Source organism: Thalassolituus sp. UBA3500, assembly GCF_002377545.1.
Lineage (GTDB): Bacteria > Pseudomonadota > Gammaproteobacteria > Pseudomonadales > Oceanobacteraceae > Thalassolituus.
The window spans coordinates 76,522-94,458 of record NZ_DFQB01000042.1 but is presented as its reverse complement, the minus strand read 5'-3'; the positions used below and the strand labels follow the sequence as shown (position 1 = coordinate 94,458).

21 protein-coding genes are annotated in these 17,937 nt (G+C 51.4%); 11 read left to right on the top strand and 10 right to left on the bottom strand.

Annotated elements, in window-relative coordinates:
* Positions 1-9: 9 nt before the first annotated feature.
* The 6 genes from B2R29_RS10670 to B2R29_RS10645 form a co-directional block, all read right to left on the bottom strand.
* Entirely contained in the window at positions 10-1,590 is a 1,581-nt protein-coding gene (locus B2R29_RS10670; RefSeq protein WP_301181058.1) for a sensor histidine kinase, read from the bottom strand.
* Positions 1,591-1,646: 56 nt separating this feature from the next.
* Positions 1,647-4,859: an efflux RND transporter permease subunit gene (locus B2R29_RS10665; protein WP_301181057.1), complete on the bottom strand. Its 3,213-nt coding sequence runs from the start codon at positions 4,857-4,859 to the stop codon at positions 1,647-1,649.
* Positions 4,860-4,872: 13 nt separating this feature from the next.
* Entirely contained in the window at positions 4,873-5,919 is a 1,047-nt protein-coding gene (locus B2R29_RS10660; RefSeq protein ID WP_301181056.1) for an efflux RND transporter periplasmic adaptor subunit, read from the bottom strand.
* A 192-nt stretch (positions 5,920-6,111) separates the two neighbouring features.
* The gene (locus B2R29_RS10655; protein ID WP_301181055.1) at positions 6,112-6,759 is read right to left on the bottom strand and encodes a TIGR01621 family pseudouridine synthase; all 648 of its coding nucleotides are present in this window, start codon (positions 6,757-6,759) and stop codon (positions 6,112-6,114) included.
* Positions 6,759-6,914, bottom strand: coding sequence for a cell developmental protein SirA (locus B2R29_RS10650; protein WP_301181054.1), 156 nt, complete (start codon positions 6,912-6,914; stop codon positions 6,759-6,761). The genes B2R29_RS10655 and B2R29_RS10650 overlap by 1 nt, the downstream gene beginning before the upstream one ends.
* Before the next feature lie 29 nt (positions 6,915-6,943).
* Entirely contained in the window at positions 6,944-7,519 is a 576-nt protein-coding gene (locus B2R29_RS10645; protein WP_301181053.1) for a hypothetical protein, read from the bottom strand.
* Positions 7,520-7,640: 121 nt separating this feature from the next.
* Between B2R29_RS10645 and B2R29_RS10640 the strand changes: the two genes are divergently transcribed.
* Positions 7,641-7,889 carry a YkgJ family cysteine cluster protein gene (locus B2R29_RS10640; protein ID WP_301181052.1) on the top strand — a complete coding sequence of 83 codons (249 nt, stop codon included), beginning with the start codon at positions 7,641-7,643 and terminating at the stop codon, positions 7,887-7,889.
* A 23-nt stretch (positions 7,890-7,912) separates the two neighbouring features.
* On the top strand, positions 7,913-8,224 hold the full coding sequence (locus B2R29_RS10635) for a YqfO family protein (protein ID WP_301181051.1): 312 nt from the start codon (positions 7,913-7,915) through the stop codon (positions 8,222-8,224).
* 3 nt (positions 8,225-8,227) lie between these two features.
* On the opposite strand, the gene B2R29_RS10630 is transcribed toward B2R29_RS10635, so the two are convergent.
* Both B2R29_RS10630 and B2R29_RS10625 read right to left on the bottom strand, forming a co-directional pair.
* Entirely contained in the window at positions 8,228-8,773 is a 546-nt protein-coding gene (locus B2R29_RS10630) for an NUDIX hydrolase (RefSeq protein ID WP_301181050.1), read from the bottom strand.
* A 37-nt stretch (positions 8,774-8,810) separates the two neighbouring features.
* The gene (locus B2R29_RS10625; RefSeq protein ID WP_301181049.1) at positions 8,811-9,149 is read right to left on the bottom strand and encodes a DUF3135 domain-containing protein; all 339 of its coding nucleotides are present in this window, start codon (positions 9,147-9,149) and stop codon (positions 8,811-8,813) included.
* A 424-nt stretch (positions 9,150-9,573) separates the two neighbouring features.
* On the opposite strand from B2R29_RS10625, the gene B2R29_RS10620 reads away from it, so the two are divergent.
* The 5 genes from B2R29_RS10620 to B2R29_RS10600 are packed head-to-tail and all read left to right on the top strand — an operon-like array spanning position 9,574 to position 13,024.
* Entirely contained in the window at positions 9,574-10,137 is a 564-nt protein-coding gene (locus tag B2R29_RS10620; protein ID WP_301181048.1) for a CoA pyrophosphatase, read from the top strand.
* Between the two features lie 45 nt (positions 10,138-10,182).
* Positions 10,183-10,707 (top strand): gamma carbonic anhydrase family protein, encoded by a 525-nt coding sequence (locus B2R29_RS10615; protein ID WP_301181047.1) that lies wholly within the window; start codon positions 10,183-10,185, stop codon positions 10,705-10,707.
* Positions 10,704-10,919, top strand: a complete 216-nt coding sequence (locus B2R29_RS10610; RefSeq protein WP_301181046.1) for a DUF1289 domain-containing protein — start codon at positions 10,704-10,706, stop codon at positions 10,917-10,919. Before B2R29_RS10615 ends, B2R29_RS10610 begins: the two co-directional genes overlap by 4 nt.
* Before the next feature lie 43 nt (positions 10,920-10,962).
* Positions 10,963-12,159, top strand: a complete 1,197-nt coding sequence (gene purT / locus B2R29_RS10605) for a formate-dependent phosphoribosylglycinamide formyltransferase (RefSeq protein ID WP_301181045.1) — start codon at positions 10,963-10,965, stop codon at positions 12,157-12,159.
* Between the two features lie 10 nt (positions 12,160-12,169).
* On the top strand, positions 12,170-13,024 hold the full coding sequence (locus tag B2R29_RS10600; RefSeq protein WP_301181044.1) for an SDR family NAD(P)-dependent oxidoreductase: 855 nt from the start codon (positions 12,170-12,172) through the stop codon (positions 13,022-13,024).
* On the opposite strand, the gene B2R29_RS10595 is transcribed toward B2R29_RS10600, so the two are convergent.
* A complete protein-coding gene (locus tag B2R29_RS10595) occupies positions 13,019-14,821 on the bottom strand; it encodes a sensor domain-containing diguanylate cyclase (protein ID WP_301181043.1) in 1,803 nt (600 codons plus the stop codon). The two genes, B2R29_RS10600 and B2R29_RS10595, sit on opposite strands and share 6 nt — an antisense overlap.
* 222 nt (positions 14,822-15,043) lie before the next feature.
* Between B2R29_RS10595 and B2R29_RS10590 the strand changes: the two genes are divergently transcribed.
* From B2R29_RS10590 to B2R29_RS10575, 4 genes are all read left to right on the top strand, one after another.
* On the top strand, positions 15,044-15,448 hold the full coding sequence (locus B2R29_RS10590) for a MerR family transcriptional regulator (protein ID WP_301181042.1): 405 nt from the start codon (positions 15,044-15,046) through the stop codon (positions 15,446-15,448).
* Positions 15,441-16,640, top strand: coding sequence for a permease (locus B2R29_RS10585; protein ID WP_301181041.1), 1,200 nt, complete (start codon positions 15,441-15,443; stop codon positions 16,638-16,640). The genes B2R29_RS10590 and B2R29_RS10585 overlap by 8 nt, the downstream gene beginning before the upstream one ends.
* Before the next feature lie 65 nt (positions 16,641-16,705).
* Positions 16,706-17,299: a DUF3833 family protein gene (locus tag B2R29_RS10580; protein ID WP_301181040.1), complete on the top strand. Its 594-nt coding sequence runs from the start codon at positions 16,706-16,708 to the stop codon at positions 17,297-17,299.
* Complete coding sequence (locus B2R29_RS10575; RefSeq protein WP_301181039.1) at positions 17,296-17,691, top strand: VOC family protein; 396 nt, start codon at positions 17,296-17,298, stop codon at positions 17,689-17,691. Before B2R29_RS10580 ends, B2R29_RS10575 begins: the two co-directional genes overlap by 4 nt.
* Here B2R29_RS10575 and B2R29_RS10570 read toward each other — a convergent pair.
* The coding region (locus B2R29_RS10570; RefSeq protein WP_301181038.1) for a hypothetical protein at positions 17,676-17,937 on the bottom strand (262 nt) is incomplete at its 5' end. The genes B2R29_RS10575 and B2R29_RS10570 overlap by 16 nt on opposite strands.

The following is a 17,937-nucleotide window of genomic DNA, read 5'->3' as shown; positions in this document are numbered from 1 at the left end:
CGGATAAAATCAGTAAATTGCCTGGCGACCTTTATCGCGTCGCTGGGCTTTACTGACCGGCATCACCATACGGAAGTGGACGCCGGTGTTTGACGGCTCAATACTGATGTCGCCCTTCATTCGCTGCTTGATTATGTTGTAAACCAGATGCATTCCGAGGCCGGTACCGCCATCGCTGCGGCAGGTGGTAAACATCGGCTCGAATATCTTTTTCGCGGCTTCGCGGCTAAGTCCTATGCCGTCATCCTGATACTCCATAATTACGTTGTGTGAAGCTTCTTTTACGCTAATCACTATCAGGCCTTCTGCGCGGCCGGCAAAGCCATGTTTCAGAGAGTTTGTAATCAGGTTAGTCAATACCTGTGTGATGGCTGTCGGGGATGCCTGCATGCATATGTCTTCAGGGCAGTCTACTTTGACCTCATAAGGATGATTGCGGAGCATTGGTGACAGGCTGCGCAGCAGGTCAGAAATGGTGTTATGAATATAAATCCAGTCGTTATCGTCATTAATATGTCCCGCTGACACTGACTTAAAACTCTTCATCAGGCTGGTGGCGCGGCGCAGATTCTCTCGCAGCAGCTCAAGGCTTTCAGAAACTCGCGACCATTCTTCCGTTTTTACCAGTTCTGGATGCTCAGCGATGACTGCTTGTACGTCGTTACGAAGACACGACTCTATCGTCAGGCACAAGCCCAGTGGCGTTTCGATCTCATGACCTATACCGGCAATCATACCGCCCAGAGCAGATTGTTTTTCTGCCTCGATCAGTTGTGACTGAGTGGTGTTCAGTTCGTCAACGGTCTGGTTAAGTTGTGCAATGGTTTCTGACAGATGCTGTGTGCGTTCTTCGACTCTGTCTTCGAGTTCGGCGTTGACCTGACTTAATTGATGCTGTGCCAGCTTGTTCCGCTCAAGTTCTTTGATTAATTGTTCGTTGAGTTCACGAAAGGCCACCATCAGTTGATCAACATCGTCCATTGCTCGACTTGGGCTGATATCGACAGGGGTCAGGATGCCATGTTCAATCCGGCTGTTAACGGCTCTTGCCAGTCGGGTAATTCGCCGCGTAACGATCTGATGAAGAACAAATACCAGCGCGCCAGCCAGTACCAGCATAAGCAGGAAAATGCTGCCAATGTAGGGTGATGCATTTTCAAAGGCTTTCATCCATGGGCTGCCGTTGAAATAAGCGACGCTCAGATCGCCCACCAGAAGGTCGTCGTAATGCACGGGAATACGGGTGACATGGGCATAATAGGGGCGGGTACCGGCTTCAGCACTGAAGTTATCTGTGTCGACAGCGCGCACATACGAGACGCCAGGGTCGCCTTGCAGGCCAGCCACAAGTAGACGGAGCTGTTGCTTATCATACTGCCAGAGAGCATGAGCAATCGCCGGCTTGAAGGTGTTCGTGATGCGCATCATCTCCTGATGCTCACGTTCAACTTCACGTTCAAACTGAATGCTATAGAGCAGGCCACCTGCGACGCCACCAACCAGAATCAATGTCAGGCATATATACAGAAACATCCGGCTGACGATAGAGCGTCGGGCGGATGTTGTGATCTTCTCGGATTCCTGGCTCACGCGGGTACTTCCCTGTAATACTTGGGCTTGCTTCCTGTCGTAGCCCAGCGAATCAATTATTCGTCGCTGAGCTGGCTGGTCAGTTTTCCTCGCATCGCGCTGTAATAGAGCAACGGGATCACAACCAGCGTCAGGATAGTCGACACCAGAATACCAAAAATCAGAGAAATCGCGAGACCGTTAAAGATCGGGTCATCGAGGATAAAGAACGCGCCGATCATGGCGGCTATCCCGGTCAGAGCAATGGGCTTTGACCGTACTGCCGCAGAGTGGACGACAGCGTCTTCGAATCGCATTCCTTCACCCACTTTCTGGTTGATGAAATCGACCAGCAAAATCGAATTGCGTACGATAATACCGGCCAGAGCGATCATGCCAATCATTGAGGTGGCAGTGAATTGAGCACCAAAGATCGCGTGGCCCGGCATCACACCTATGACGGTTAAGGGGATGGGGGCCATGATAATCAGCGGGACCAGGTACGATCTGAACTGAGCTACAACAAGCAGGTAAATCAGAATCATACCGACGCCATAGGCGATGCCCATATCGCGGAATGTTTCATAGGTAATCTGCCACTCGCCATCCCATTTCATTTCGATGCTGTCGGCCATGGGCGGTTGTTGAATAAACCACTGCGGCCAGCTCAGGCCTTTGTCGTCCATGTTCATGGCAATACTGAAAAGTCCGTAGAGCGGGCTGTCTAATTCGCCTGCCATATCGGCTGTAACGAAAACAACGGGTTTCAGGTTTTTACGGTAGATTGTTTTTTCGACGGTGCTTTCTTCAACACTAACCAGGTCTGCGAGCGCGACGTAACCACCGTCCGCCGCTTTTACTTTAAGCGTCAGTAAATTATTCAGGCCTGCTTTATCACCTTCAGGCAGCTCCAGGCGGATAGGCAGCGGATATTTCTGCTGGCCGGTGTGCAGGTAGCTGACATCTTCGCCACCCAGTGCTGTGTTGATCGCCTGCACTATGCTGGCTTGTGCAACACCAACATGGGAGGCTCTTTGGCGGTCGATACGTATCAGCCATTTCGATTGATCGTCTTCAACCATATCGTCAGTATCAACGATGTCCGGCGTTTGCTCGAACTCCGCTCTTAATTGCTTCGCTGCTGCGATTTGCATACCGTAATCCGGACCATAGATCTCGGCGACGATCGGTGCCATCACTGGCGGACCGGGCGGTACTTCAACCACTTTGACGTTGGCATTGAGTTGCGCACCAATTGCCTGCAAAGGCTCGCGCACAGAGCGTGCTATGTCGTGCGATTGCCGATCTCGTTGGTGTTTACCCACCAGGTTAACCTGAATGTCGCCCTGATCAGGCTGGCTACGAAGATAGTACTGCCTTACCAGACCATTGAAGTTGATAGGCGCTGCAGTGCCTGCATACATCTGTACGTCACGAATTTCAGGGACCTTCATCAGCTCTTCAGACAGTGCTTCCAGTACGGCCAGCGTCTCTTCGACTGGGGTGCCTTCGGGCATATCAACTACGACCTGAAACTCTGACTTGTTGTCGAAAGGCAGCATTTTCATGACGACCGCCGTCATTAGCGGGAGTGAAACGGCAAGCATGATCAGCAGGGTGATGCCAGCAAACAGCAAGCCACGTTTTTTACCTGCGTTTTTTCCTTCGATAAACGGCCGCATCGATTTATTGAACAGGGTATACAGTGCGCCAGAGGCTTCGTCGTCATCATGCTCAGGCTGTGCGTTTTCATGCTTTTCTGCCACTTTCTTTAACAGCTTGTATGAGAGCCACGGCGTAACAACAAATGCTACGATCAGTGAGATAAGCATGCCTGTAGAGGCGTTGATGGGAATGGGGCTCATGTAAGGTCCCATAAGCCCAGATACGAATGCCATAGGCATCAATGCGGCAATCACCGTAAAGGTAGCCAATATCGTCGGACCACCCACCTCTTCGACAGCCGCAGGGATCACTTCCAGAAGTTTCTTTCCACCTTTGTGCATGTGGCGGTGGATATTTTCTACAACGACGATGGCGTCATCGACCAGAATGCCTATTGAAAAAATCAGGGCAAACAGTGAAACACGATTGAGTGTGAACCCCCATACCCAGCTGGCAAAGAGGGTAATCGCCAAGGTAATAAAGATCGCTCCACCGACAATAATTGCTTCGCGCCAGCTCATAGTGGCTAATACCAGTACCACTACAGCGGCGGTGGCAAACAGGAGCTTGGCAATCAGCTTGTCGGATTTATCTTTTGCCGTGATGCCGTAGTCGCGGGTGACATCAGCGATAACAGTGTCAGGAATTATCCGGTTCTGTAGCGTCTGCAGGCGCTGTTCAATGCCTTGCGTAATATCGATCGCATTAGTACCTGGTTGTTTTGCGACGGCGAGTGTAACGGCTGGGACGCTGCTTTCCATGCCAAGCGCCCGGTAGCTGACGAATTGATCCGGCGTATCGTTGGCGAGCTTGATATCCGCGACATCGGCCAGATACACAAGCCCACCCTGATTACGGCCAACGATCAACTGGCCAACCTCTGAGCTGTTCCGCAGAAAGCTGCCGGCCTGAATCTGAATAACTTCATTATTCTGGATCAGAGATTGTCGATAGCCGCCGACGTTGGCACTTAGTAGTGCGTTGCGAACATCGCTGAATGCCAGCCCGTGGCCGTTCATACGAGCCGGGTCAAGTTTGACCTGTAGCACATCAGCGTGGGTGCCGATGCTGTAAATATCGCGGGTTCCCGGAATTTGTTTCAGGTCACTTTCCAACGTATGGGCGATAGCTGTCAGGTCATTGGCACTGACAGAGGCATCTTTACCACGCAGGGTAATACTCATGATGGGGACATCGTCGATGCCCATTGGTTTTATCACCGGCTCTGTAACACCGAGGTTGGGAGGAAACCAGTCTTTGTTGCTGTGAACCTGATTGTAGAGATTGAGAATGGCTTCTTCACGAGGAATACCCACTTCGAAAGCAACAGTGAGTACTGCTTGCCCCGGCTGGCTGATAGAAAAAATGTCATCAACACCCTTAATTTCAGAGAGTACCTGCTCTGCGGGAATAGCCACCAGTTGCTCGACATCACTGGCGCTGGCACCGGGATAACCGATAAAGATGTTGGCGAAGGTGACGTCGATCTGCGGCTCTTCTTCTTTGGGCGTGATCATGATTGCGAAAAAACCCAATAACAGACCGACCAGCGCGAGCAGGGGCGTGATTGCGGAATTCTGGAATGCCTGCGCTGTTTTTCCAGAGATACCTAATTTCTGAGTCATGATCGGCTCCCGCTTACTCTTTGTCGCTGGATGTTGTCTGGGAGATCCTGCCCAGCTCGCTCAGTGCATCTTCATGAATCACTTCGCCCGCCTGAAGACCTGCCAGTACTTCATACCAGGTATCACCGTTTCGTTGGATTGGGTTGCCCAGTCGGATCTGGCGCAGGTATGAGCGATCATTCTCTTGTACATAAACAGCGTTCATTTCTCCGCGACGGAGAAGGGCTGACGATGGAATCAGAATGGCGTTGCGTGCACCTGCCTGAATGTGAACCTTGACCCACTGGCCCGGCAACAGATTGGCACTCGATTCGTCTGAAAGTGCCGCACGCAGCCGTACGCTGTGACGCTGGTTATCCGCGAACGGATATAGAGTCACTTTGGTGGCAGGTGTCATCTTGTGTTCGATTTCTACACTGACCTGGCTTGCGTCGTTGAATTTGCTCGCAATCCGCTGGGGCACATCAGTTATCGCGCGCATGGCACCGGTACCATAGCCGCTCATCAGGGGAGTACCGGGATTGACCAGCTCACCGACTTCAACAAAGCGCTCCATAATGAGGCCCGCATAGGGCGCGGTCACTTCGGTGTACGAGAGCTGTGTTTTTGCCTGTTGCAGTGCCGCTTTCGCAACCTCTACATTGGCAGCGGCACTTTTAGCCTGTGCTTCGGAACGGTCATATTCGCCTTGAGAGAGTGTGCCTTGCTTTAGCAGACGAGCATTTCGCTTCAGCAATGTTTGTGAGTCGTCGTTCAATGCCTCCGCCTGCGCCAGGCTGGCCCTGGCTTGAGCAACTGCTGCTTTCTGCTGAGTATTGTCAATCTGGATGAGTACCTGGCCGTCATCTACTGAGTCGCCAACATCACCATTGATTGCCAGGATCGTACCGCTGGTCTGTGCAGAGATGGTTCCGGAGTTTATCGCGTCAACCGTGCCATCAAGGCTATAGATATCAGGAATGCTAGCCTCTGAGATGGTAAGTTCTGCGGTCGCACTCTGAGTTTGAATCATCAATATGCTGACATACAATGAGCCAGTCAGAAACTTATGGATACGCATGCTTGGTTCCTCTCAAAGGACTTATCAGAAGGCCATACTTCGACCTTAATATTACTACTTGGTAATATGCTAATAAAAGAACATAGCGAGCGCAACTTTTGTGTGAAAATCACGCTTAGCGAGAGTGTAGTCCGGGAAGGCGTATTCAGACACTGAATGAAACTTTACTGCGTATAAACGCGCACAGGCAATTCAGAAGCTTGTGAACGGGTCTTGCCAATCGCGCGGTATAGAAGGCCATTCTGCCTCCTGAGGCGCTGAAAAGAGCCGATGGGTTACTGCGCCATCGCTGAATTCAATAGCCCAGGCGTGCAAGTATGCCCTGGCGGCCGGCTCTCCTCCGTACCGGGTATCTCCGAGTATGGGAGCGCCGAGGCTTTTCATGGCGACACGCAATTGGTGGGTCTTCCCCGTATGGGGTTTAAGCAGGAAGAGGCGTTCACCCATAGACTCGTCAAAAGCACTCCAGAATCGGGTGATGGCTGGATTACTCAATGTGCGGAGAAGGCGATAACTGCCATTTCTGGCTTTCTCCATATCGCCTTTGATCAGACCCTGCTTCTTCTTAGGACGTTGTCGTGAGATTGCCAGGTAGTATTTCCGGGTTGTCCGTTGAGCGAATTGTAGCGATAACGCGGCTGCACTTTCAGCCGAGGTTGCAACGAGGAGAATACCGGAAGTGACTTTATCGAGTCGGTGTACCGGCCAGAGTTTTTGCCCGAGTGCAGCTTCGGCATCCGCGAAAAAGCCGCATGTTCCGTCTTCGCTGTGGAAGCTGTGTCCGGCGGGCTTGTTCAGCGCGATCCAACCGTCGCCTTGTGCAATGATGCCAGGCAACATCAGCGGTAAGAGTCCTGCTCCATAATTTCGAGCAGACGTCTTACCAGAGCTTCAAACAGCTCAGCCTGTTGGTTGCCGGACTCCGCAGAAGTGGTGTACATCAAGCTTTCTATTTCGGCTCTCGACATGTACTTAACAGCAACAGGGTTAGTCATGGTAGTTCCTTACGGGCAAGCTGTGCCAATCAGAAGCGATAACTGATCAGAAGGTTTGAAAGGATCGGTGCGGGAGGCGTATTCCTGCCGGTTGCCGTTTTATTTTCCTGGCGATAGTCACGTGTATCGTGGTAGGTTGCGGCAACTTCGAGGGTGATGGCCTTGTATTGGTAACCTGTACCCAGTTGCCAGCCCCATCCGTTAAATACCTTAGGATCAGCATCGCCGTCGCGTCGCACGTCAATCACTTCGCGGTGCCATGCTGGCCCGGTGTGTATACGGAAACCGGGTTGAGCGAGGCCGTACCCTATCATCATCTGAGTCTCGTACCCCCAGAGTGAGGTGTCACCTTCATCAAGCGCATAAATAATGAAACGAGAGCCGTGGTAGTTATCCTGCGGAAATTCGGCAAACAGGGTGGTGCCTGACTGGCGGAAGTCTGGCATGTAGTCCGGTGCCGGGTGAACATCGTATTTCAGAAGGCCAGCGCCGACCCTGAAATTAGTAGGTTCTGCATGGGCGGTAACAACAGTTACGAAGGTAGTTGCGAATATTGCAATGATCGGCAATAGCAAGCGCATGGGTCGGGCTCCAGATTCAGTCACGCAAGGCTATCCCAGCAACTACCGGCTGGCAAGCGCTACCAACCGAGGGGCAGGCCGGGTAAGCTAACACTCTGTTCGCTGCGCCGAGCAGATACATTCTCTACCGGTCATAGTGTGTCTTATGAAGTGTGAGCCTGGTTGCGGCGCCTGCTGCATTGCTCCGTCGATCTCCAGTCCGATTCCAGGGATGCCTGATGGTAAGCCCGCAGGCGTTCGTTGCGTGCAGCTGGACGCTGACAATCTGTGTCGTCTGTTCGGCGATCCATCCCGTCCTGATGTCTGTCATCAGTTCAAGGCGGATCCGGATATTTGTGGAGACGGGAGTAAACAGGCCATGGCTAACCTGATTGAGCTGGAACGAATCACCTGACCGACGGCCTACTGGAGACTGACGTGTATAAATTTGTGTTTTTTGTGCCTGCTGATCACCTCGAACCCGTTAAGGAAGCGGTATTTGCCTCGGGAGCCGGCCAGATCGGTGACTACGATCACTGTTGTTTTCAGACGAGAGGAGAAGGCCAGTTTCGTCCTCTTGATGGCGCTCAGCCACATATTGGCAAGGTCGGTGATGTCGAAAAGGTCGTCGAGTACCGGGTTGAATTGGTATGCACGGACGACCTTATCAAAGCCGCCGTCGCGGCGATGAAGCTTGCTCATCCCTATGAAGAGCCGGCCTATGATGTGTGGCAGCTGGCCGAATTCTGAAGATTAATCGCTTCCTGCGTGCAGAGCCTGATCTGGCCGGATATCAAATACGTGCGGGCCTGAGGCTCCCGCTATAAAACGTCGCAGGGTTTCAGACACCGTGGGAAACGCTATTTCTTCCCAGGGTATTTTTGCGGGAGTGAATAGTGCAACCTCGAGGCTTTCCGGGCCTGCGGCAAACTCGGGCGCTGGCATGTCGGCCAGAAAAAAGATGTGTACCTGATTAATGTGGGGAACGGTAATCATACTGTACAGGCTACCGAGCGCTGGCCGGGCTGCTGCTTCTTCCCAGGTTTCCCGAAGTGCTGCCTGTTCAGTGCTTTCACCGTTTTCCATAAAGCCGGCGGGCAGGGTCCAGAATCCTTTACGAGGAGAAATCGCGCGCTTGCAGAGTAGGATTCGTCCGTCGAATACTGGCAGGGTACCGGCGACGATTCTGGGGTTTTCATAGAAGATGGTGTCACAGCTATGACAGATATGACGATGTCGGTTGTCACCGTCCGGAATATCGAAAGTTACTTCAGAACGGCAGTTACTGCAGTATTTCATGTTATTTGCCCTCAAGAACTGAGGGCAGTATATGCAATCAGCTATTGGCCTGCATAGGGAATGCGAGTACCTGTGCCTGAGCAGGCGTTTCAAGTGGCATGACGATATCGTCTACGGTTTCGCCTACGGCTGCATTCAGAGTCTGACGCATGGTGTACAGCGAGTCATGCATCATCTTTGATATTTTGATGCATGCGCCCATAGGGTTGCTGGCACGGCGGCGTTCCATATCGATCTGGAACTGCAGGCCACGCAGGCGGCGATGGCAGTTCTCTGGCGCTTCAGCGATTGTCTCTTCAATCAGTTTCAGGCGGATACGCTCCAGTGTTTCCGGATCGTTTTTCGCTAAGCGAACCATTTCGTCAAAAGATGGCATGTCCACGGCTCATTACCTCATATCAGTTTCTACACACTGCAAGTCGCGCATTTGCATAATTCGGAAACTAGTCTACCCCAAGGAGAAAGCGTCAAACATACATCGCTGCTATTGTTTAACCTGTCTAACTATCTGATTATCCTCAAAAAATTATTTAATGTAACTTTGTGTTACTTAGAAAGTTGTTAAAAATCAGTGAGTTAACCGCTTGTTCAGCGAAAGTAGATTGCTGATTTTTTAGTCAAAGCTGTTATTTAAATCTTCGGGTTGATCGTAAAATGATCTATATGTGGGACATATTGCGACACTTTGTCTCCCTGGTGTCTGTTCCGGGGTTCTGACGTCTCGGAGGCAGTGATTTTTTTGACGGGGTGAACAGATAGCCACGGGGTACCTCTGAGCTTACAATGTCGCCATGACCAAGATGCCCTTACATGATCTGCTGATAGCGAAGCATCAGCGGCTGACACCGAGACAGATTCCTCAACCCGACCTCGCTGAGGCTGGTGTTCTGCTCGCTCTGACTGATGAACCATCGCCCAACGTACTGTTGACTCGCCGGGCCGCTCATCTGTCATCCCACAAGGGTGAAGTCGCTTTCCCGGGCGGAAAGCGTGACCCCGAAGACGACAGTATTATCGCAACGGCGTTGCGCGAGGCGCACGAGGAAGTGGCACTGCGTCCTTCGGATGTCACCGTCATCGGAGAACTTGATCAGGTCGTCAGCCGTTTTGGGTATCTGGTGACACCGGTGCTGGCAATCATTCCTCCCGGGCTGGAGCACGCTGCTAGCCCCGATGAGCTGGATGCCGTATTTGAGGTCCCGCTGTCGCTCTTTACCGAGCCGCCAAGTCGCTACTTTGAGCGTGGCAGCATTCGATTACCCAGCTACGACTTTGAGGACTTTCATATATGGGGGTTAACCGCCATGATGATTGCCGAATTTATGAACAACTTTTGGGATGCTGATATCAGCCTTCAATACTGATTTTTGCACCTGACTATTGAACGGCCTGGTGATAGGAGGCCCACTATGTTTTACCGAATTGAAGACCGAACTCCAGAAAAGAAAGAAGGTGTGTTTGTTGCTGAAAATGCGACAGTGATCGGTAGTTGTGTTCTTTGTGAGCAATCGAGCATCTGGTTCAACGCGGTATTGCGCGGTGATAACGATGTCATCACGATTGGTCCCCAATCTAATGTGCAGGACGGCGCTGTATTACACACGGACTCTGGTATCCCTCTGACGCTGGGCACGGGGGTGACGGTTGGTCACAATGCGATGCTGCATGGTTGTGAGATTGGTGATTATTCATTGATTGGTATTGGTGCGGTGGTGCTGAATAAAGCGCGCATCGGTAAGCACTGTATTATCGGCGCGAATGCGTTGATTCCTGAAGGGATGGATATCCCTGATGGCTCTCTGGTTGTGGGGTCTCCAGCAGTGATTAAGCGTGAGCTGAATGATATGCAGAAAAAGCTGCTCGAAGCGAGTGCTGCTCATTATGTGCATAATGCCGAGCGTTACACTGCAACTCTGGAAGTCGTCACACTATGACGAAGCAAAACGAAGCCCCGCTGCGTTCTCCGTGCGTCAGTATCTGTGCTCTGGATGAAAATAATGTCTGCCTTGGCTGTTACCGCACAGGGCAGGAAATCACAGACTGGGGCAGCATGACGAATGATCAGCGCCGCGAGGTGATGCAGTTAGTTGGCGAGCGTGAGCGCGCAGCAATGAATTTTTTCAGTGTGGACCCGTCAGCAGAATAGGCTGTTTGTTTTCCGCACGTTTAACAGATCTGGATTTAGTAATATGACGACCATTGGTACCCCATTTTCTCCCCTGGCAACACGCGTTCTTCTCTGTGGTTCGGGTGAACTCGGAAAAGAAGTCGCAATTGAATTACAGCGCCTGGGTTGCGAAGTGATCGCGGTCGACCGATATCCTGATGCCCCTGCAATGCAGGTTGCAGACCGCAGTCACGTCATTTCAATGTTGGATGGTGATGCGCTGAGAAAGGTCATTGAGCAGGAAAAGCCGGCGCTGATCGTCCCTGAAATCGAAGCCATTGCAACCGATACGCTGGCAGAGCTCGAATCAGAAGGATTTAACGTGGTTCCCACTGCCCGGGCTACTCAGTTGACCATGAATCGGGAAGGCATTCGTCGACTTGCCGCTGAAACCCTGGAAGTACCGACGTCCTCTTATCAGTTTGCTGCCTCCGAAGAAGAGTACGAGACCGCGGTTAAAGCCATCGGGCTTCCATGTCTGGTGAAGCCGATTATGAGTTCATCGGGTAAGGGCCAGAGTTTCGTAAAAACAGAAGATCAGATTAAAGCCGCATGGGATTATGCTCAGGAAGGCGGTCGCGCGGGCAAGGGTAAGGTAATTGTTGAAGGCTTTGTCGATTTTGATTTCGAAATTACGCTGCTGACTATCCGCCACGATGATGGTGCGGGTAATACGGTGACGAGCTTCTGTGATCCTATTGGCCATCGTCAGGAAGACGGTGACTATCAGGAATCCTGGCAGCCGCAGGCGATGACAGAAATTGCCCTGACTAAAGCGAAAAATATTGCAGAAAAAGTAACCTCCGATCTGGGTGGGAGAGGCTTGTTTGGTGTTGAGCTCTTTGTAAAAGGTGACGATGTTATCTTTAGCGAGGTGTCACCGCGCCCCCATGATACGGGGTTGGTCACCTTGATTTCTCAGGACCTGTCGGAGTTCGCTTTGCATGCAAGAGCCATTCTTGGGTTGCCGATTCCGAATATTGTACAGACCGGGCCTTCTGCATCTTCTGTACTTCTTGTCGCCGGTGACTCTAAAAATATGCAGTTTGGTAATCTGACAGCGGCATTGAATCGCCCGGATACTCAGATCCGTTTATTCGGAAAACCTGAGGTTATCGGGAAACGTCGCTTAGGTGTTGCTCTGGCACGCAGCCAATCAATAGAAGGCGCGCGCGATATTGCGAATGCAGTCATCAGCGATATTTCGGTCACTTTATAAGGGAATAGTGATGAAAACAGCACTCATTACCGGCGGTAGCGCAGGCCTTGGTAAGATTACATCGGAAGCGTTAGCAGGGCTTGGTTATCGGGTGGTGATTGCTGCGCGAGATCAGGTTAAAGGCGAGCGGGTGGTTCAGGAAATACTGAACAAACACCCCGAAGCAGAGGTCGAATTTGTGCAGGTTGATATGGCTGACTACAGCAGCGTAGCTGACTTTGCAGAGGTGATTGCATCCCGCTTCGAGCGCATTGACCGGTTAATTCTGAATGCAGGCCTGTTTACGTCATCGGTGCGCAAAAATGATGCTGGTCACGAGTATATGTTTGCAGCTACGCATATGGGGCACTTTTTATTAACCCATAAATTGATGCCCCTCTTGAAACGCTCTGATGATGCGCGCCTGATCGTGACCAGTTCAGTGGCTCATTGGGTGGGTAATATTCTCGCTTTCAAAAAGACGATTACGAACCCTCCGCGTGGAGACCGCTTTCTGTTTAAGCAATTCTTGCTGTATGGTCGCTCAAAATTAGCCAATATTCTGTTTGTTAATGGCTTAGAGAAATATCTCAAAGACAGAAATGTAAAAGTGTTTTCTTTTCATCCGGGCGGGGTTAAAACGGAGTTCTATCGACAGTTTCCTGATTTGTTTGTAAAACTCTTTTTTCCGTTTCTTATTTCTGAAAGAAAAGGCGCAGACACGCAGATATTTCTGGCGACTGATAACTCAGACCGCAGTGGTGGTTATTGGTGTCGCAGGAAGCCGGGAATTCGCAGTCGTTCGTCGCGAAGTGACGCTTTGACGGATGAACTTTGGGAGTTCAGTAAAGAGTCGTTCGGAATCTCTACCTTCGGTGAGTCATAAAGAGTAGTCGGTCTTTTCAGGGCTGCAGATCTGATCTCTTCCCTGCGCTTTGGCCTGATACAGAAGTTCATCGGCAGCCTTCAGCAGAGTATCTGTCTCGTCTGCACTGGATGGCTGTCGTGCAATGACGCCAATGCTCGCCGTCACCCGGATGCTATGGCCAGACGCGGCGACAGGCACTTCCCGTATTAATGACAGGAGTGTCTGTGCCGCTGCGCGGGCAGTGGCCAGATCTTCATCGGCCATCAGAATAATGAATTCTTCACCACCGTATCGGGCACAGACCGCATCAAAGTTTTTGGCCACGGATTGGATTCGGTTGGCGATATCAATCAGGCAGGCATCTCCAGCGGGGTGCCCATAGCGGTCGTTGATGGTTTTAAAGTGATCTATATCCAACAGTACCAGGCTGAGAGATGTCCCGTCCTGCATTGCCGCGTGGTGGAGGCGTTGAAATTCCTGATCGAAGTGACGACGATTATAGAGGCCAGTCAGTGGGTCGGTGATACTCGCCTTGTGCAGTTGCTCGTTTGTTTTTTCCAGTTCAACCGTTCTTTCGCGTACCAGCACATCCAGCTTTTTGTTCAGTTTCTGCTGTGTTTGCAGTAATTCGGCATTACTTAAACGCACAGCCAGTTCGGCTTTGTGCCTCTTGTGTTGCTCCCAACGCATGCGCTGAGAAAGCAGCAATGCGTAGAAGACAGCCATTACTGTAAAGCCTACGTCGCCCGCCGAGCGCGTGATCGGCGTGGATGTCACCAGCCCTGTTTTTTCCATGATGGTAATACCCATTCCCACCATAAGAAACGCACTGGCGGTGAAGCCGTAGTATGCAGGTTCGTATTGGTCGAATGCCCGTATGGCCTGTGCGCCAATCACGATAAGAGTGGCAATAGCAGCGTAAACAGTAAGGAACTTAATCGATGAAGAATATGGAATATACATGGCAACGATTGCCAGAATCAGCCCCGTTGCTGCGACCATGTTGAGTAACCTTGAATACCCTGGCCGGCTGCGAGGCAGATCCAGCGCTCGCTGGATATACAGAATGCAGGAGATAGCGACGACTGCATACGACCATGGCAAAAAGTGGTTACTGTGTCGGCGCAGGCTCTCGAATACGTAGGCATTGATGTAACCCTGAAAGTAGGCAAATATGCTGACGAGGGTGATCAGAAAAATGGAGTACCAGAAATACGAAAGCTCTCTGAGTTGAGCAAAGAGAAGCAGGTGATAGAGCGCGATGCCCACCAATATCCCGTACATCATCATATCGAATACGGTTGCCCGCACCGAAGACGATATGAATGCACTTTGAGTCCAGAGCGTTATCGGCACATTAAGAGTTGCTTCGGTCTTAACCCGGATTTGTACCTGATGTTGAGTCATCGCAGGAAGTCGGAAGTTGGCGACCAGGTGTGGGTGTTGAATGTGCTGTGCGTCTGCGGGCCGTGTGTCCCCCAATCGATGAACGACCTCTTTACCAGATTCATCTCTGATATAGACATCTACTTCGTCAAGAAGTGGGTAGGGGAAGTCGAGTACCAGGTTTTGGGTCTCTGATGATGTGTTGCGTACCGAAAAGCGAATCCAGAGGTTATCTGGGTTGAATCCGAATGTCAGTGTGTCGCGGGCGACTTCCCAGTCGGCGTTTATCTCAGGGGGCTCTGGGGAAGCCTGGAGGCGGTACTCAAGTCCACTTTCGAGATTATAACGCTCGAACGAATTTCCCGTAATGACTGTCAATGCCTGCGACGGCAGGCTGAACAGCAATAAGAGAAACAGGGTTATTCGCATATCCAGAGAGTCCACTATCGGTATGAGGGGGTGATCAGGTATGTTACCCCTATACGGAGGTCACCTTTCGGAGCATTCTGCTCATCGAAAACCTGCTGTTACAAAAGTAGTTCAGAAACGTGGATTTCGCAGCCGACCGGTTCGAATTTTTCTGACTTGACCTGAGAGTGGCTCGCAGGTTTATCGCACAATCAGTTCGAAGCTACACAGGTCAATCATTGTATGAAAGCGAGTGAGCTGGCAAAGAAGTTTGCCGTTAATGTGAATACCGTTCGCCATTATGTCCGGTCTGGCTTGCTTAAGCCTGAGAAGGATGCATCCGGTTATCACCGTTTTGGCCACGACGAAGTAAGACAACTGTCGTTTATTCTGAGGGCGAGGGCTCTGGGGTTTACGCTCGATGATATACGACAGCTGCTTCTTGATGCTACGCAGGGCCAGTCTCTTTGTCCGCATGCGCGTGAATTAATAGAGATCAGGCTCAAAGAGGCTCAGCAGAAGCTGACTGATATGCAGACATTGGTACATCGCATGGAGTCTGCGGTGGAGGAGTGGAAGGTGCTGCCAGACTGTTCCCCATGTGGAGACCATATCTGCCATCTTATTGAAGGAGGTCACCATGAGTGATGATAAAAAAAGCTGCTGCAGCACCTCATCTGCTGCAGACACATGTTCAGATAAATCGCCTGTTCAGACAGAAGGCGACTCGTGTTGTTCTGGCAAACCAGCAGAACCTGTCAGTAGCTGCTGTGGTTCTGAGGCACCGGCTTCCGCGGACGATACGTCATGCTGCGCTCCGGCGACTAAGCAGCGCAGAGACTGGATTATGTGGACCTGCTTACCCGCAGTCGTCGTTGGTTATCTGGGCTTTCTGATCATCGGTCACACGGAACAGGTTCCTGATTGGTTAGGTACTATGCTGCACACCAGCTATGAAATGGTGAATGCCATGTGGTGGGGTATTCTGTCGGCGGCCTTCTTCGTTGGTATTCTCGGTCGAATCCCAAGAGAAGCGATTATGTCGGTACTTGGCCGGGGTGGTAGTAAGCGCGGCATATTCCGGGCAACCGTGGCTGGGCTTCTGCTAGATCTCTGTAACCACGGTATCCTGATGGTGGCGATGAAGCTCTATGAGCGCGGTGCAAGCATTGGTCAGGTGATGGCATTCCTGATCGCGAGCCCCTGGAACTCCCTGACATTGACGCTCATTCTGGTTGGCTTGATCGGCCTGCAATGGACGTTGCTCTTTATCGTTGCATCATTAGTGATTGCTTGGATCAGCGGCTGGATCTTTGACCGCTTGTGTGACCGCGGTGTACTGCCCGAAAACCCTAATACTGTGGAGTTCGATGATATTGCCTTCTGGCCGTCAGTGCGGGCGTCATGGGGGAATTACGACTGGGGACCTAAAGCGTTGCTTCAGATGTTCTGGGGCGGCCTGAAAGAATCCCGAATGGTGTTGAGGTGGGTCGTTTTCGGCGTTGTACTGGTGGCTTTGATCCGGGCTTTCGTGCCGCCCGAGAGTTTTGGTGTCTGGTTTGGCGCGAGTATGTCGGGTCTGCTGTTAACCTTATTGGCGACCACACTGATCGAGGTTTGCTCGGAAGGTTCTAGTCCAATTGCTGCAGATCTGTTTAACCGCGCGGGTGCGCCAGGTAATGCCTTTACGTTTCTTATGGCTGGAGCAGCTACTGACTATACCGAGATTATGGCTCTGAAAGACACGACGCGTAGCTGGAAGATTGCATTGTTTCTGCCGCTGATCACGGTTCCGCAGGTGCTGGCCATCGGGTGGATTATGAATACGGCGGGTGCGTAGCACTTGCGGGAACTCCTGAGTAACGGGATACTCTGTACAAGTATTGAATAACTTTGGAGTTTCATATGAAAACCTCTCGTCAGCTGTTTCGTACTGGGGTGTTGGGGGTGACTGCAGCGATTGCTGTCGCAGGGTGTTCGAGCACTCAGGTAGATCACGCCGCCGGTCGCTCTCCGAAACTTATTCCCCAGACATTCTTTGATGGGAAGATCTGTGCTGATGGCGTAGTCCGGGACCGAAGTGGCGCTGAGACACGTTCGTTTAATGCTCGTATCGACGCCAGCTGGGATGAGGAAGGCGTCGGTACTCTGGATGAAGTATTTTATTTTTATGATGAGCCTGGTGCTGAGGCTAAGCGCGAGACCCGTGTCTGGACCCTTACGCCAGCACGGAAAGACGGACGGGAAGTACTCAGTGCGAAAGCATCAGATGTGCCTGAAGCGACAACGATGGAGTGGGCGGGTAATGCCATCCATATGGCCTATACCCTACGCTATGGTGAGCCAGGCGACACCATTGACCTGGACATGGATGACTGGATGTTTCACGTCGCCGACGGAGTTGTCGTTAATGAGACGCGCATGACCAAGTTTGGTATTCATGTCGGTCAGATTCTGTTGGTTATGCGGAAGGTCGAACCGGGAGTTACGTGCCTGTGATTGATCATCTGAGTACTTATGCTCGCGATTTTTTGAAAACCAGAGACTTCTACTCTGCTGTCTTCGAGCCTTTAGGTTATCAGGTGCAGGTGGAGTTCATTGCCACCTGGAACAGGTACTTTCCTACCCAGAGAATGTGTGCCTTTGGCCCTGAAGGTAAGCCCGTTTTCTGGGTTATTGAGGTGAAAGAGACATTTACACCTCGTCACGTTGCTTTCTCTGCCAAAGATCGTGCTGGGGTTGATGACTTCCATTCTGCTGCGATGAGTCAGGGAGCCGAATGTAATGGAGAGCCGGGGTTGCGACCTCAATACCATGAACACTACTACGGCGCTTTTGTTATTGACCCCGATGGCAATAATATTGAAGCGGTGTGTCACGCGCCTGAGTGACTGGTCATTCTCAGAATAAGAGAGCTCGCGACGTCATTCAGCTGGGTAACGGCGGTCGCTTCATTGAGGCTCTCTTTTCCCATGATGGTTTGTAGAATCAGTTCATTAATTCCCGCGACCAGAGCAAGCGCTTCCTGTTTTGTTAACGCATGATCCAGCGCTGATGATGCCAGTTTCAGTTTTGTTTGCTGACTGAGGAATTCCGCAAAGGTCTGGCTGATTTCCCTCCGTATTTCCAAGCCACTC